The organism is Tissierella sp. P1, from assembly GCF_002266425.1.
GTDB lineage: Bacteria > Bacillota > Clostridia > Tissierellales > Tissierellaceae > Tissierella > Tissierella carlieri.
The window spans coordinates 12,873-29,036 of the sequence record NZ_NPMN01000001.1; the positions used below are offsets into that span (position 1 = coordinate 12,873).

Annotated in this window: 17 protein-coding genes; 11 read left to right on the forward strand and 6 right to left on the reverse strand. The window is 30.0% G+C overall.

All coding sequences use genetic code 11. The annotated features are described in order from the left end of the window. Positions 1 to 4 precede the first annotated feature (4 nt). Entirely contained in the window at positions 5 to 1,315 is a 1,311-nt protein-coding gene (grdH, locus tag CIW83_RS00055) for a betaine reductase selenoprotein B (RefSeq protein ID WP_094898651.1), read from the forward strand. A 71-nt stretch (positions 1,316 to 1,386) separates the two neighbouring features. Next, positions 1,387 to 2,877 carry a BCCT family transporter gene (locus tag CIW83_RS00060; RefSeq protein ID WP_094898652.1) on the forward strand — a complete coding sequence of 497 codons (1,491 nt, stop codon included), beginning with the start codon at positions 1,387 to 1,389 and terminating at the stop codon, positions 2,875 to 2,877. Positions 2,878 to 2,953: 76 nt separating this feature from the next. Here the strand turns inward: CIW83_RS00060 and CIW83_RS00065 are convergent, their stop codons facing one another. From CIW83_RS00065 to CIW83_RS00085, 5 genes are all read right to left on the reverse strand, one after another. Further along, the gene (locus CIW83_RS00065; protein ID WP_094898653.1) at positions 2,954 to 4,408 is read right to left on the reverse strand and encodes a PLP-dependent aminotransferase family protein; all 1,455 of its coding nucleotides are present in this window, start codon (positions 4,406 to 4,408) and stop codon (positions 2,954 to 2,956) included. A gap of 93 nt (positions 4,409 to 4,501) precedes the next feature. Then, positions 4,502 to 4,864, reverse strand: coding sequence for a hypothetical protein (locus CIW83_RS00070; protein ID WP_235601176.1), 363 nt, complete (start codon positions 4,862 to 4,864; stop codon positions 4,502 to 4,504). A gap of 30 nt (positions 4,865 to 4,894) precedes the next feature. Continuing rightward, positions 4,895 to 6,106, reverse strand: coding sequence for a DUF4097 family beta strand repeat-containing protein (locus CIW83_RS00075; RefSeq protein ID WP_094898655.1), 1,212 nt, complete (start codon positions 6,104 to 6,106; stop codon positions 4,895 to 4,897). A 10-nt stretch (positions 6,107 to 6,116) separates the two neighbouring features. Further along, on the reverse strand, positions 6,117 to 6,488 hold the full coding sequence (locus tag CIW83_RS00080; protein ID WP_094898656.1) for a DUF2089 domain-containing protein: 372 nt from the start codon (positions 6,486 to 6,488) through the stop codon (positions 6,117 to 6,119). 16 nt (positions 6,489 to 6,504) lie between these two features. Then, positions 6,505 to 6,795, reverse strand: a complete 291-nt coding sequence (locus CIW83_RS00085; protein WP_094898657.1) for a hypothetical protein — start codon at positions 6,793 to 6,795, stop codon at positions 6,505 to 6,507. Positions 6,796 to 7,068: 273 nt separating this feature from the next. Between CIW83_RS00085 and CIW83_RS00090 the strand changes: the two genes are divergently transcribed. The 8 genes from CIW83_RS00090 (at position 7,069) to CIW83_RS00125 (ending at position 13,918) form a co-directional block, all read left to right on the forward strand. Beyond that, positions 7,069 to 8,154: a DUF5711 family protein gene (locus tag CIW83_RS00090; RefSeq protein WP_094898658.1), complete on the forward strand. Its 1,086-nt coding sequence runs from the start codon at positions 7,069 to 7,071 to the stop codon at positions 8,152 to 8,154. A gap of 64 nt (positions 8,155 to 8,218) precedes the next feature. After that, the gene (locus CIW83_RS00095) at positions 8,219 to 8,848 is read left to right on the forward strand and encodes a hypothetical protein (protein WP_094898659.1); all 630 of its coding nucleotides are present in this window, start codon (positions 8,219 to 8,221) and stop codon (positions 8,846 to 8,848) included. A gap of 292 nt (positions 8,849 to 9,140) precedes the next feature. Next, a complete protein-coding gene (yedF, locus tag CIW83_RS00100) occupies positions 9,141 to 9,743 on the forward strand; it encodes a sulfurtransferase-like selenium metabolism protein YedF (protein WP_094898660.1) in 603 nt (200 codons plus the stop codon). A 9-nt stretch (positions 9,744 to 9,752) separates the two neighbouring features. Continuing rightward, a complete protein-coding gene (locus tag CIW83_RS00105) occupies positions 9,753 to 10,019 on the forward strand; it encodes a DUF3343 domain-containing protein (protein WP_094898661.1) in 267 nt (88 codons plus the stop codon). A 16-nt stretch (positions 10,020 to 10,035) separates the two neighbouring features. After that, positions 10,036 to 10,923 carry a mechanosensitive ion channel family protein gene (locus CIW83_RS00110; protein WP_094898662.1) on the forward strand — a complete coding sequence of 296 codons (888 nt, stop codon included), beginning with the start codon at positions 10,036 to 10,038 and terminating at the stop codon, positions 10,921 to 10,923. Next, the gene (locus CIW83_RS00115) at positions 10,907 to 11,143 is read left to right on the forward strand and encodes a DUF951 domain-containing protein (protein WP_369819339.1); all 237 of its coding nucleotides are present in this window, start codon (positions 10,907 to 10,909) and stop codon (positions 11,141 to 11,143) included. The genes CIW83_RS00110 and CIW83_RS00115 overlap by 17 nt, the downstream gene beginning before the upstream one ends. Positions 11,144 to 11,397: 254 nt before the next feature. Further along, the gene (locus tag CIW83_RS00120; protein WP_369819345.1) at positions 11,398 to 12,693 is read left to right on the forward strand and encodes a hemolysin family protein; all 1,296 of its coding nucleotides are present in this window, start codon (positions 11,398 to 11,400) and stop codon (positions 12,691 to 12,693) included. A gap of 76 nt (positions 12,694 to 12,769) precedes the next feature. Continuing rightward, the gene (locus CIW83_RS00125; RefSeq protein ID WP_158219970.1) at positions 12,770 to 13,918 is read left to right on the forward strand and encodes an AI-2E family transporter; all 1,149 of its coding nucleotides are present in this window, start codon (positions 12,770 to 12,772) and stop codon (positions 13,916 to 13,918) included. 48 nt (positions 13,919 to 13,966) lie between these two features. Here the strand turns inward: CIW83_RS00125 and CIW83_RS00130 are convergent, their stop codons facing one another. After that, positions 13,967 to 14,722 carry a TraX family protein gene (locus CIW83_RS00130; RefSeq protein ID WP_094898664.1) on the reverse strand — a complete coding sequence of 252 codons (756 nt, stop codon included), beginning with the start codon at positions 14,720 to 14,722 and terminating at the stop codon, positions 13,967 to 13,969. Between the two features lie 231 nt (positions 14,723 to 14,953). On the opposite strand from CIW83_RS00130, the gene CIW83_RS00135 reads away from it, so the two are divergent. Continuing rightward, positions 14,954 to 16,138 carry a PLP-dependent aminotransferase family protein gene (locus CIW83_RS00135; RefSeq protein ID WP_094898665.1) on the forward strand — a complete coding sequence of 395 codons (1,185 nt, stop codon included), beginning with the start codon at positions 14,954 to 14,956 and terminating at the stop codon, positions 16,136 to 16,138. The last annotated feature ends 26 nt before the right edge of the window (positions 16,139 to 16,164 follow it).

Below are 16,164 nucleotides of genomic sequence, written 5' to 3' on the forward strand. Positions count from 1 at the left end.
AGAGATGAAAAAAGCAATTCATTATATAAATCAATTCTTTGCAGGTATTGGTGGAGAAGATACTGCTGATTATAAGCCAGAGATTAGAGAAGGATTAGTAGGACCATCTCTTGCTCTAAATAGTATGCTTGAGGCAGAAGTTACTCATACTATTATCTGTGGAGATAACTTTATGGGTTCTAATACGGATGAAGCAGTTGAAACTATATTAGGATTTTTAGAAGGTAAAGAATTTGATATATTTGTTGCTGGTCCAGCATTTCAAGCAGGTAGATATGGAGTGGCATGTGGAACTATCTGTAAAGCTGTTAAAGAAAAATTCAATGTTCCAGTTGTCACATCTATGAATGAGGAAAATCCTGGAGTAGAGATGTTTAAAAAAGATATATATATCTTCGAAGGTGGAAAATCAGCAGCAAAATTAAGAGATGACGTAAAGGCAATAGCTAACTTTGCAAATAAATTATTAAAAGGTGAGAAAACAGGCTCAGCTGATGAAGAAGGATTTTTCCCAAGAGGAATTAGAGCTCAAATGTGGTTAGAATCAGGAAAGACTGCTGCAGAAAGAGGCGTAGATATGTTGATTAAAAAATTAAACAATAAGCCTTTTGAAACAGAACTTCCAATACCAAAACAAGATAGAGTTCCTATAGCAGCACCGATTAAGGATTTATCTAAAGCAAATATTGCAATGGTAACAACTGGTGGAATAGTACCAGTAGATAATCCAGATAGAATTCAATCTGCTTCTGCTACACGTTGGGGAAGATATGATATATCTAAGGATGAGAGATTAGAATCAGGAGTATATAAAACCATTCACGCTGGATTTGACCCTGCAGCAGCAGATGCAGATCCAAATGTTATTATGCCAATAGATGCAATGAGGGCGTATCTAAAGGAAGGAAAAATAGGTAAACTTCATGATTATTTCTATAGCACTGTAGGAACTGGAACGACTCAAGCTGAAGCAGCTAGAATGGGTAAAGAAATAGTTGAAAAATTAAAAGAAGATAATGTAGATGGAGTTATTATGACTTCCACCTGAGGTACTTGTACGCGTTGCGGTGCAACAATGGTAAAAGAAATTGAAAGAGCGGGTATACCAGTAGTTCAAATGTGTAACCTAATACCTGTAGCAACAACAGTAGGCTCAAACAAGATAGTACCTACAATATCTATTCCATATCCGCTAGGAGATCCGGCGACATCTAAAGAACAACAATGGAAACTTAGATATCATAGAGTTGGTGTAGCACTAGATGCTTTAACAGAAGATGTCAAGGAACAAACAGTATTTAAGGTAAAAATTTAAATAAACAGTAGGGGTGTATAAACACCCCTATAAATTCACCTCTAAATTACTCTAAAATGGGAGGAATTATAATGAATAAAACAAAGCAAAAAGATAATACGGTTTTTTATATATCTCTTGCACTATCTATAGCTATAGTTTTATGGGGAATAGTTGCACAGGAGAATTTCTCAAATTTTGCAAACTCATTACTTAATTTCCTAACAACTAATTTTGGATGGTCTTATTTAATATCTATGTTCATCTTTGTCGTATTCGCCATTATATTAGCATTTAGTAAATATGGAGATATTAAACTAGGACCAGATGATTCAAAGCCAGAATATAGTACGACTTCTTGGTTTGGAATGTTATTTGGAGCCGGGATGGGTATAGGTCTTGTATTTTGGGGTGTAGCTGAACCTATATCACATTTTGTAAATCCAGCTCCAGGAATTGAATCAGGAACCCTACAAGCAGCAAATTTTGCTATGAAATCATCCTTTATGCACTGGGGATTCCATCCTTGGGCTAATTACAGTATTATAGGTCTTGCCCTAGCGTATTTTCAATTTAGAAAGAATAAGCCAGGTTTAATTAGTAGTATTTTCATACCATTATTAGGTGAGGAAAGAGTTAATGGACCTATTGGAAAATTAATAGATATACTTGCAGTATTTGCAACAGTTGCAGGAGTAGCCACATCTTTAGGACTTGGCACATTACAGATTAATAGTGGTTTAAACTTTTTATTTAATATTCCAGAGACTAAATTAGTTCAGATAGGCATAATTGTAGTAATTACAATTCTATATATTTGGACAGCAGTTAGTGGAATAGATAAAGGTATAAAACTATTAGGAGATATAAATTTAGTGTTGGCATTTGGACTTCTTATACTTACTATCATAATAGGACCTACACTAAAGGTAATAAATTCGTTCACTAATGGATTAGGTCAATATATTAATGGCTTTATAAGTGATAGTCTTCATGTTGAAGCATTTGGTGATAATAGTTGGTTAAACTCATGGACAATATTTTATTGGGCATGGTGGATAGCATGGGCTCCATTTGTGGGTACGTTTATCGCACGTATTTCAAAAGGAAGAACTATTAGAGAATTCATAGGAGGAGTTATACTTGCACCTGCTGTAGTATCGGTTGTTTGGTTTGCAGCATTTGGCTCAATGGGTATAAATTTAGTTGATAAAATTGGAGTTGAAGGATTGGCTGCAGCAGCCAGTAATCCATCTACAGCTTTATTCCAAGTATTTAGCAATTATCCTTTAAGTACAGTATTATCATTAATTACAGTAGTATTATTAGGTACTTTCTTTATTACATCAGCAAACTCAGCTACATTTGTACTAGGAATGTTATCTTCAGGAGGAGATTTAAACCCTACTGCTAAAAAACAATTCATTTGGGGAGTGGTTCAAGCTCTGCTAGCAACATCTTTATTGCTTGCAGGAGGCCTAGAGGCATTGCAGACTGCTTCAGTAGCAGCAGCATTTCCTTTTATATTCGTAATGTTACTGGCTATTGTATCTTTGATGAAGGCTTTAAAACAAGAAATATAAATAATGGAGGGCCCCGTAAGGGACCCTCCTCTTATATCTATAGGAAGTTTTAGCTTAAAACTTCAATAGATGGATTTTATATAAATGGTAAATAATTGTTATTTTTATCCTTAAAAGGTTTAGATATTATATTTTCTAAAATCTTAAGTCCCTCAACTATCTCATCATTATTTATTGCCCCAAAACTAAGTCTTATATAATTAGAATAAATAGACTCATCAACAAAGAAAACTTTTCCAGGTACAATTGCTAGATTGTTTTCAGTACATTCCTTATAAAGTTCTAAAACATCTATTTCTTTAGGTAATTTGAGCCAAATACTAAGACCGCCATTAGGATTTACATAAGATATTCCATAGTTATTTAATTTATCTAGCTCTCTAGTCATAATATTATATTTTTCAGAGTACACTCTTTTAATTTTTTCTATATGAGATTTCCAATAACCTTTTCTTAAGTACAAATCAAATGCTCTTTGAAGATATCCAGATGAGGATACATCTGTGGTATGTTTAGCTTTTATAATTTCCTTAAACAATTTATTAGGCAATGTAATAAATCCAATACGGACCCCAGGCATAAATATTTTTGAGAAAGACTTAATGAAAATAATTTGATTATGCTTATCCATAGATTTTAAGGTGGATTTTTTATCATTATCATCAAAAGATAAATCTGTTAAGAAATCGTCCTCTATTATATAAAATTCATGTTCCTTTGATAAAAATAGAAGCTCTTTCTTTTTATCATCACTATATGAGTATGTGGTAGGGCTTTGATAGTTAGTCATCATATATAAGAATTTTGGACTATATCTTTTTGCATAAGATTTTAATAAATCAATATCTATGCCATCTTCGTTCATAGGTATTCCAATGATCTTAGCACCTCTAGATTTAAATGCAGATAATGCACCAGAATATGTTGGATTTTCAACTAATATACAATCTCCATGATTAATCAAAGTCTTTGATATTATGTCTAGACCTTGTTGACCGCCAGAGGTGATTAATATTTGATCCTTATCTACTTTGGTACCGTAATTTTCCATCAAAAATTTAGATATGGATTCTCGAAGTGGTTCATATCCTATTATCTCTGGATATAAAAAAGCTTGGCCTCCATCCCTATCTAAAACTTCTACTAGGGCTTGTTTAAACTCTTCTATTGGGAATAAATCTGGTGTAGGAGACATAGAAGCAAAATTAATACTATCTTTTGATACGGGAAGTATGCCAGATACCATTAGTTCCATATCACCTTCTTCTAAATAAGGCATATCGTCGGAAATTGGTAATTTTTTTATATAAGTTCCACTTCCTTTAATTGAATATACATAACCTTCCTTCTCTAATAGCTTATAAGCACTAACTACAGTTACATTGTTTACTCCCAGTGATTTTGCAAGACTACGGATAGAAGGCAGCTTTTCCTTTTCCAATTGATTTTCCTCTATTAATATTTTAAAATTTTCATAGAGTTGGATATATAAAGGCGTATCTATATCCTTATTTAAAATAAATTTATTCATAGGTATCCTCCTTAAATGTATGGATACATTTATTATAACAGATTTTATATTAGAATAAACTATAAACAATAAAATAATCCCACAATCGTGGGATTATTCTATTACAACCTCAACCTTAGTGCCATCTTCACTATCTACTTCCACAATTTTGCCAGTCTCTCCATTTTTGATAGCTGCAAATATTTCTTCCATATCATCTTCAGTCAAACCAGCCTCTTTAAACTCGGGGGAAAATTTTCCAGCCAATTTAACTCCTATATTGATAAGGGAAATAGGTAAAGTTACATTTACTTTAGTAGAATCCTCTGGATCAAAGACTCTTACTTTTAGCCATTTGGCCTTAGTACTAAGATTAGTATTATTTGAAGCAATATCATTATTATCTAGAGCATCTAGTAGTTTAACACCTTCTTCAGTTGTGATTTTTCCTTCTTTAACCATTGTTAAGATTTGCATTTTTTCCCCTCCTAACATTGTCATCACTCCTTAATATATTTTTATTGAACCATTTGACGTAGAAGCAATAAAATTTAAATGCTCCCTATTTTCATCAAAATTAACACTATGAGCTATTATCTTTTTGAAACCTAAATTAGCTTGTTTATTAAGTTTATATACTATATTGGGAATATCAAGGGTGATATTACCCATAGAAGTTTCCAGATCAAAATAACTATCATTGTTAGCTTCATAAATCTCAGAGCTAATTGAGCCATTAGAAGTCATTAGTTTTATCTCTTTAGCTCTATCTACATCTATATCATCACAGGTAATTTTACCATTAGAAGTAATTAGATGAATTATATCACAAGTAATATCTTCTGCCTCGATTGACGCATTAGAGGTTTTACATATTATTTTTTGGGCATCAATATCGTTAATACCTATTTTAGCATTGGCTGTTTTAGCATCGATTTCAGAACAGTGTACATCCATTAAAAATATATTAGAATTTGTAGTAGCTGCTTTAATGATATCTGAACTAGTATCTCTACATTCAATTCGTCCATTTTTAGTTGTTAAATCAATTTCATTACTATTTATTTCTACAACATCAATAGAGGAATTTGTAGTTGTACATCGTAATGTATGCATACTTAATTCTTCTATATCTATCTTTCCATTACTAGAATTTAGTATGATTTCATTATAATGTTTTTCTGGTAAAGAAACATCTAGCTTAATCGATATATTGCTATTATATTTTGGAGTAAATATTACTTTATCTCCATCCATATAAAAATCGAAATAAGGTTCATTTTGTGAAATTATCCCATTTTTATATTGACAAGTAGACTTAATAAAAAGTTTGTCTTCATCATTTGACCTTAAACGTATATTTCCATTAACAGCTTTTAAATCTAAGCTTGGATTTTCAATATGAGATATATCCATATCTAAATCTGTGGTAATGGTTTCATAATTACCCATAAAACTAAATGAATTACCCATGTCTTTTAGGCTGTCAAACATAGTTGATAATGCATTACCAATATCAGTGCCGATATCCTCTAAAGTATTAAATATTGGTTTTGAAAATTTTCTGTCTTTGAATCTGTTGTCTTTTTCTTCTTTGAACTCATTATGTTCCCTAGGTATTTCCATATCTTCTAATGCTTCCATAAGCTTAATAGCTTCTTCAGATGTTATCTTACCTTCTTCAAGCATTGACAAAATCATCATTTTTTCTTCTTTCATTTTGCCCCTCCTATTCTTCACCTTGAAGCAGCTTAAGAGCTTCTTCAGATGTTATTTCACCACTATTTAATTTCTTCAAGATTTCCTTCTTATCAACTGTAGGTTCTGTATATTTAGGACTGTATCCTAGGGCTTCAATTACATTTTCAAGCCTTCCTCTAACAGTAGGATAGGATATGCCTAATTCTTTTTCTATTTCCTTTATATTTCCTCTGCTCTTTATAAACACTTCAACGAAATTTTTCTGCTCATCAGTAAGTTTGCAAAATTTACAAAGTGTGAAATTGCCTTCTATATGAGTATGACATTTATGGCAACTAAGTTTTGTTACATAAAGCTCTTCACCACATACGGGACATTTACCTATTACTTCTCTTTTCATATTTTCATCCTTTCTCCTAAATTATAGAAATCTTCACCATTGTTCCATCGCCAGTAGATATATCAACTAAATCAAAACTACTCTGGGATTTTAATTCATAAATTAAATCTTTTAGCATTCTATAGTCCAATTGTTCTAAAAAAAACTTTGCATCATTATCTAAGTCATCCATATTTATTATAGCCCTATCTTTAAATTTAAGTGCTATAGAAAATAAGACAGTAATAAACCAAAAAGGAATACTAGGTAATCTTAATCTAAAATTACTTTTCATATCAACAACTTTAATTTTAATTCTAGAAGTCATATAAGTACCTCCAAATTTTGAATATAGAAATACATTCAAAAAAATTTACTTGTTAATATCATAATAGTATTAATTATTAAATATGTCAATATAAATATTAATAATATTAATAAATAAATTAAAAATATTAATATATGTTTTTTAAATTTAAAAATCTAATAAATTTAATTGAAAAAATAAAAGTATAATAGCAATAATTGTTAAATTGTTATACAATTTGAGTATATGATATAATAAATTAAGATAATAACTACTGATTTAAGGAGCGGTTATATGGAAGAAAATAAGAAATCAAGTCTTAAAGGCTTTAAAATATTTATTATGGTATTCCTTATATTAAGTATATTCTTATTAGAAGAAGAAAATCAAAAACGATTGGCTAAAATATTAGACTTCATTGGGGGCAAAGAAAAGGTTTTAGAGTTAGTTAACTCTTTTGAAAATGAAGACGATATACAAAATATAAATATATATAATGAAACAGTTGTAAAATACAATAATAACAAAATATCTTTTATGGAAACCGATGGTACACTTATCTTGGAAAAGGAATTTAATTTTGAAGATCCATTTGTTCATTATGGAGATAAATATATTTATGTAATGGACAAGTCTACTGGCGATATTTATTCTTTTGATAAAGATGGAAAAACTATAGATAGGTTGCAATTTGGTAAGGAGATATTTAATTTAAAGGAAAGCCATCAAAACCTTATTTATCACATAAAAAATTCAGATGTGGAAAGTATAAAGATATTAGATAAAGATAGAGTAACGTTTGGAAATTATTCATACGAGGATAAGAATATTCTTACCTGTGTTTCAAATATAAATGGAACAAGAGCTGCTATATCCTTGTTAAATCTAAATGAAGGAATATTAAAATCACAAATAGAATATTATGGTGAAAATGAGGAAAGGTTAGGTTCACTAGATATTGAAGGAGAAATAGTGGTATATCTTAATTTTACATCGAAGAATGAGATTATTGCATTAAGTGATCGTTCTTTATACCTCATTAAAGATGATAAAATAATGTGGAAAAAAGAATTTGATTTAATAAAAGATATTTATCTTGGAAAAGATAAAATTTATATTTTATATAGTAATTACTTAGAGACCATAGATTTCAATGGAAATACAGAAGAAAAAATTGGATTTACAGAGGATTATAAGAAAGTATTGCCATTTGAACAAAGGTTTTTACTCTATGGAGACGATAATATAATTATAGTAGAAGGAAAAAAGGAGATATTAAAACATAATGATAATATAATTGAAGTATTTACTTCCAAAGATCAGATACTAATATGGGGACCAGAAGAAATAAAGACATATAGGATATCAAATAAAAAATAAGGTGAAAAATGTCTAATTATGGGTATATTCATTAGTATAATGAGTAATTAAATGGGAGGGTAAAATGACTAGAAAAAATTATTCTTTAGGTGTAATATTAATATTTATAGGTTTAATGTTTTTACTTATGAATTTAAGTCTACTTACTTTTGATTGGCTATTATTTATATTGGCAGTGGGACTAATAGTATGGGATTTAATAAAAGGTAATATGGTCTATTTAATAGCAGGTTTGCTTCTCCTTGGAATATCATCTGTAGCTCTTATAGATGAATACTTATTTACAGCTATTAGTGTAAAATCCTTTATATATCAATTGACATTTGGTATCATATCTTTAGTACTATATGGAAAGCATGGAAATAAAGGTTTTCTAATATTAGGAACTTTACTATCTGCCATGAGTATTAACAGTTTAATTGAGGAAACAGCTACAACTGATGTAAGCTGGACAAGGTTTTTATTGTTTGCTATTGCTTTCTTTATTTCATATGTTATAGGATATAGAAAAGAAAGCGTAGATTGGCCAAGAAATATATCTGTTATAATGTTAATTGCTTCTGCTATATCTTTATTAGGATCTAAGGATTTATTAAAAATTGGATTTTGGAAATTTATATCGTATTTAGTACCTGCCATCATTATATTATTTGGAATTAAGATAATATATAATGGAATAAAGGAATCAAGATAATCCCAGAACAACGGGATTTTCTTTCTTATAATGAATAGAAAAGTTCTATTTTTATAATTTAATTTTAAGAACTTGACCTAAATGAGTTTTAATCAGATTGCCGAAATCTTTGATTCTGTGCAAGTTGCTTATACAGTAGTCAATAAAAGCCGTCTCTAATGCTTTAATTAGGAAGCTTTTACTATTAATTATATCTATACTAAATAATAATATATAACATTTATAAATACTTTTATGGTCAATATATAAAACTAGTATAATATAATTAATTGAAAATATAGGAGGAATAATAATGAGAATAGAAGTAGATGCAAGAGGACAAGTATGTCCAAAACCAGTTATAATGACAAAAAAGGAATTAGATAATTTATCTAGTGGAATAGTAACTACTATTGTAGATAATGAAGTAGCTAAAGATAATGTTTCAAAACTAGCTGCATCCTACGGATATAGTTTTATAATTGATAAAGGAAAAGAAAATGAATATTACATCCATATTACTAAAGGCGGTATAGGAGAGGAACCAAATTCAAATGTATGTATTCCAGATACATTTAAGGATTTAACTATTGCTATTGGTTCAGATAAGATGGGTGTTGGCGGAGAAGAATTAGGTAAGATTTTAATGAAGAGTTTTATCTATACAGTGAAAGAAACTACCCCTTGGCCAGCAACTATAGTTTTCTTTAATTCAGGAGTTTATTTAACTTGTGAAGGCTCAGAAGTTCTAGAGGATTTAAAAGCATTGGCTAATGAAGGTGTTGAAATTATATCCTGTGGAACATGTTTAGATTATTATAATATAAAGGATAAACTTCAAGCCGGAGAAATAGGAAATATGTATAGCATATATGAAAAAATGAGAAATGCAAATAATACCATAAACATTGGATAGGAGACAGCAATGAGAAAAGAGACTTACGGAGTAACTACCTATAAATCTACTCATCACACAATACAGGCTGAAGGAGTATTTAAGGAAAAAGGAATAAGTTTTAGAACTATACCTACGCCTAGAGAAATTACAGTTAGCTGTGGATTAGCTATTATTTTTGCACTAGATGATCTTCCTAAAGTAAAGGAAATGGTAAATAGTAATGAAATAAATATAGACGGCATATATAAATATACTAAGGATGGACAAAAGAATAGTGCTGAAAGGATAATATGATATTGAGGTTGATTATATGGAAAAGGTCAGACATATAACAAATACTATCAGGTATTTAACTGATGATTACTTGAAAACTAGTAATGGACAGTTGAATATCTTAGGAAAATTATTGAAGATATTGATAATAATAATAGCAATAAAGATAGTTATCTCCTTAACTAATAAACTTATAGATAAGGCTCTAAGAAATAAAAAGGGAAATAATATTTTTATAAGTAATAGGAGAGCTAATACCATCGGTGAGGTACTAAAAAAGATTGTTAAGTATGTCTTATACTTCATAGGTATAATGATGATTTTAGAAATGTTCAACGTCAATACTACATCAATATTAGCTACAGCAGGGATCGGGGGATTAGCTATAGGTTTTGGCGCTCAATCCTTAGTCAAAGATATTATCACTGGATTCTTTATTTTATTTGAAGATCAATATGCTGTAGGAGATTATGTTAAAATAGAATCTTTAGAAGGCACTGTGGAGGAATTAGGTTTAAGAGTTACAAAGCTTAGGGATTTTTCTGGAGATTTGCATATAATTCCTAATGGAAGAGTTCAGATTGTAACAAATAAAACTAGAGGAGCCATGAGGGCATTAGTAGATATATCTGTGACATATGAAGAAAATATAGATAGGGTAGTTAAGATACTGGAAAAGGTTTGTGCAGATATTAAATCTAGTAATGATGCTATATTAGATGGACCTACTATATTAGGCATTACTGATTTAGGAGAATCTAGTGTATCAATTACAATTATAGCTAAGACTAAGCCCATGGAACAATGGGCTGTGGAGAGAGAGATTAGGAAAAAGGTAAGAGAAATCTTCCATAGGGAAAATATTGATATACCTTATCCAAGAAGAGTAATATTTGGAGGGAAAGATAATGATACTAAAATATGATGTAGGAGATATAATAACTTTAAAAAAAGGGCATCCCTGTGGAGAAAACAAATGGGAAATCCTACGAACTGGTGCAGATATAAAGCTCAAATGCTTGGGATGTGACAGACAAATTTGGATACCTAGAATAGATTTTGATAAACGGATTAGAAAGATTTTAGTAGATGATAAGTGGATTAGTATAGTTCATTACAAGGGGAGAGAGAATGAAGAAGAATGAATAGTATAAAAACAAACTATACAATTAATTGTGTAGTTTGTTTTTTAAAATATATATTAGTAAATAATAATAAAATAGGTCATAATTAAAGTATAGAAAATCCTTATTTGACTTATTTGAATTGACAAACAATATAAAATATGATTTTATATTATTATATATAATATTTACATAGATATTTTACTTAAAATTAGGAGGAAAGAAATGGGAGATGAATCTGGGGCCCGATAACAGGACAATTGCTTTTAATTTTAGTGTTGACACTATTAAATGCTTTTTTCGCTGCATCGGAGATGGCAATGGTATCAGTTGATAAGAAAAGGTTAAATGTACAAGCAGAAGAGGGTAATAAGAAGGCGAAAATGTTAATAGAACTTTTAAAAGAGCCTTCAAGATTTTTATCTACAATACAAGTAGGAATTACATTTGCAGGATTTTTCTCATCTGCATCTGCAGCTGTAGGAATTTCAGATGATTTTGGAAGGTTGTTGGCAAGCATTGGAGTACCTTTTGCAAAGGATGTTGCTTTTGTATCAGTGACTTTAATATTGTCATATATCACTCTTGTATTTGGAGAGCTTGTGCCAAAGAGAATAGCTCTTCAAAATGCAGAAAAATTTTCAATGTTTGCAATTAAAACTGTAAGTATAGTAGCTAAGATAATGAGTCCTTTTGTTACTTTCTTATCTTTTTCTACGAATGCAATTATGCGTCTTTTTGGATTTAGTACTGTTGGTGTAGAGGAAAAGATTACATTAGAAGAGATTCGTTCAATGGTAGAGGTTGGACAGGAGCAGGGTGTAATTAATTCAATAGAACGAGAGATGATAGATAGTGTAATAGGCTTCGATGATAAACTAGCAGAAGAGATTATGACTGCCAGAACTGAAGTTTTTATGATTGACCTAGAGGACCCGATAGAGGAATATCTTAGTGAATTACTAGAACTGAAATATTCTAGAATCCCTGTATATGAAGGGGATGTAGATGATATACTAGGTATACTCTACATTAAAGATTTCCTGCTAGAAGCATATAAGTCTGGATTTAATAATGTAGATATTAGAAAGATTCTTCGTCCAGCATATTTTATACCTGAACGTAAGAATATTAATGATTTATTTAACGAGCTTCAAAGTAAAAGAAAGCATATGGCTATTTTGATAGACGAATATGGTGGATTTTCAGGAATCGTCACTATGGAAGATTTGATTGAAGAAATAGTGGGAGATATAGATGATGAATATGACCATGATGAGCCAGATATTAGAAAAATAGACGATATGACTTTCATAGCTAAGGGAGCAATATCGATTAAAGAGTTGAACAGTAACCTTGGTACAAAATTAGATGAGGATTCAGAAGATTATGATACCCTTGGAGGTCTGTTAATAGATATAATAGGTTATATACCTGATGATGGTGAAAAGGTAGTTGTTGAATATGAAAATATTGAATTTCATATAGAAGAAATTAACGAGAAAAGAGTACAAATGGTACGTATAATGCTTACAAAAACGGAAGAAAATTGTTTTGAAGAAGAAAAATAATTATAATTAGTCAGGTACAATATTAATGTTGAAGTACCTGACTTTTTGGTATATTAAGCTAAGGGAAGGTGTCTTAATGGATATTAAATCGAAACATATGAAGAATGCTGTATTTTTAATTTCTTTTGCAATTATATTGATGTGGTTATTAGAAAATATTTCAGTAGTTTGGATGGGAATATCTAGGATGTTTGCAATATTTTCTCCATTTATAATAGGATTTGCAATGGCAGTTGTACTTAATAATCCAATGAAATTTATTGAGACAAGGTTATTTGGAAATAAGGGAATGTTTAGAAAAACAAAAGAAAAATTTAAGAGACCAGTAAGTTATTTACTTACACTACTTATATTTATAGCTATTATTTTTATTGTCTCATTTATTATAGTTCCAGAACTAGTTAATACAGCTCAAGATTTGGCTGAAAAATTTCCTTCCTATTGGGCTAATTTACAAGTCTTTATAAAGGAAAATCTTGAAAGTAATAAACAAATAGTTGAGTGGGTAAATAATATAAATATCGATTGGGAAGCCATTGAAGAAAATATTATATCATTTTTTAAAAGCAGTGCTTTGGATTGGGTTAGTTCTACATTTACATTTGCATCTTCAATAATAAATGGAATTGTTAAATTTGCATTAGCCTTCATATTTTCTATATACATTTTATTACAAAAAGAAACTTTAATTAGACAAGCAAAAAAATTCATAATTGCATTTTTTCCAGAGAAAGTTGCCAATAAGATATTTTATATTGGGAATTTATCAAATAATATATTTTCAAGTTTTCTAACGGGTCAATTATTAGAAGCCTTAATAATAGGCGGATTATTCTTTATTTCAATGAATATATTTGGATTTCCTTATGCTCTTATGATAAGCATAATTATAGCTATAACTGCGCTTATTCCAATGATTGGTGCATTCATAGGATGTGCAGTAGGTGTTTTTTTAATTTTAGTTGTAGATACCAAAATGGCATTTTGGTTCATAATAATGTTCTTGATAATCCAACAAATAGAGGGAAATCTTATATATCCACATGTTGTTGGCAAGGCATCAGGTCTTCCGTCTATATGGATACTTGTTGCTGTAACAGTAGGAGGAAGCTTATTTGGAGTATTAGGAATATTGCTATTTATTCCAATCGGTTCAATAATATATACATTATTAAGTGAATCTATAAACTACAGATTAAAATTGAAAAAAGTAAAAAAAATATAGCGTTATAAATAATAATAACCGTCCAAATTAACTTGGCGGTTATTATTGCTAGAATCCATATTTTATTATACCAATTATTAGTAAGTGTAAGGGATAAAATATATAGAATATCCATTTAGAATTTTTACTTCCTCCAGGTTTTCCATTATATTGTTTAAGAATAGGAATAGCTAAGAGTATTCCTATTTGGAATATCTGATAATACCAATTGTTATTATTGCTAGTAAACATTAAAAAAGGACTAATTATTACAGGACTTGCTATAGCAATAAAATTCCATATTTGTTTTTTAAAGTTATTGGTATTTATTCCGAAAAATAATATCCATAGAACGGCAATAAAACTCCAATCACCTGGGGTCGCTATAATACAGAGACCAAATATTAGAATTATTTTTATTGTTTTGCTTAATTTTTCATGGTTCCAAACTATAAGAGACATTAATCCGAGAAAAAGAGTATACATAACAGAGGTTTGAAGCTTAAATTGAATGCCATTGTTGAAGGTAATAGGTAATTGACCATTCATAAAGTAATAAAATGGAATATGTGAAATAATAGCAAAAATCCCTAATCTTAAGGTATACCTTTTCAAATTACTAGTATGATGATAGCCTTCTGCTATAAAATAGCACATAATAGGTGCTGTAAGTCTACCGATCAAATGCATTATTTGACCTAAAACACTGCCTGTTGGAACAAATGCCCAAGCTATATGGTCAATAAGCATTGCAAAAATAGCAATTATTTTTAGGCTATAACCTGACAACCCAGTCTTATTAGGCTCTGTAATTAAATCTTTCATGCTAAAATCCTCCTAGTAATATAATAATTTGATTTTATAACATTTACTTATAGCAAACAAGGTCAAAATAAAATAAATGTAAAAAATTTATCTATTTTCGCAATATTCCCAATAGATGAACTTTGTGTTTTTCCCCTCAAATTGTATTAAAATGTTAGACAATTGCATAATTAAATAGTAAACTATAATTAAGGTTATAAGCGAAACCTAAATTTAATGGAGGTGCGTGTGATGTCATTAAACTATGCAAAGCGTATGGACAGCATCAAGGCTTCAGAAATTAGAGAATTGTTAAAATTAACTCAACAACCTAATATTATTTCATTTGCTGGTGGTATGCCAGCCCCAGAATCATTTCCAATAGAAGAATTCATAAAAATTGGAAGAGAGGTTTTAGAGAATACAGGAGCTCAAGCATTACAATATGGGCCGACTGAAGGTTATCAACCACTTAGGGAAGCTATAGCAAAAAGAATGGCAAAAGTAAAGGTAGATGTTAAGGCTGAAAACATATTAGTGACAAGTGGGTCCCAGCAAGGATTAGATTTTGTGGCTAAGATATTTATTAATCCAGGCGACATCATAGTTTGCGAAAGCCCCACATACCTAGGTGCTATCAATGCATTTAAGGCTTATGAACCCAAATTTATAGAAGTATCTACAGACAAAGATGGTATGAATATGGAAGAGTTAGAAGAAGTGCTTAAGAGTAATGATAATATTAAATTTATTTATGTTATTCCAGATTTTCAAAACCCATCAGGCAAGACTTGGTCTGTAGAGAGAAGAATTAAATTAGTAGAATTAGCAAATAAATATAATGTTGCAGTAGTTGAAGATAATCCATATGGAGAATTAAGATTTGAGGGTGAAATATTACCAGCAGTTAAACATTTTGATACAGAGGGAAGAGTAGCTTTCTTAGGTACTTTTTCAAAAATTCTTTGCCCTGGTTTAAGACTTGGATGGGTGGCGGCTGCACCAGAATTTTTAAGCAAATTTATACTTGTGAAACAAGGAGCTGACCTTCAGTCAAGTACTATTTCACAAATGGAAGCAGCAAAATTCTTAGAACTTTATAATATAGATGAACATATTCAAAAAATAATTGATATATATAGAAAAAGAAGAGATGTAATGATGAAAACCATAGAAGAAGAATTTCCAGAAGGTATTAGTTATACCTATCCTGAGGGAGGATTATTTACATGGGTAGTGCTACCTGAGTATATGAATGCTAGAGAATTAGCATTAAAGGCTTTAGAACAAAATGTTGCATATGTTCCAGGTGGATCTTTCTTCCCGAATGGTGGAAATGAAAATACCTTTAGATTAAATTATTCAAACATGGATGAAGAAAGAATAGTTGAAGGTATTAAGAGACTTGGAAAAGTAATAAAAGATGCTATAAGATAGTTATAAATCTTGTAAATGATATTTAG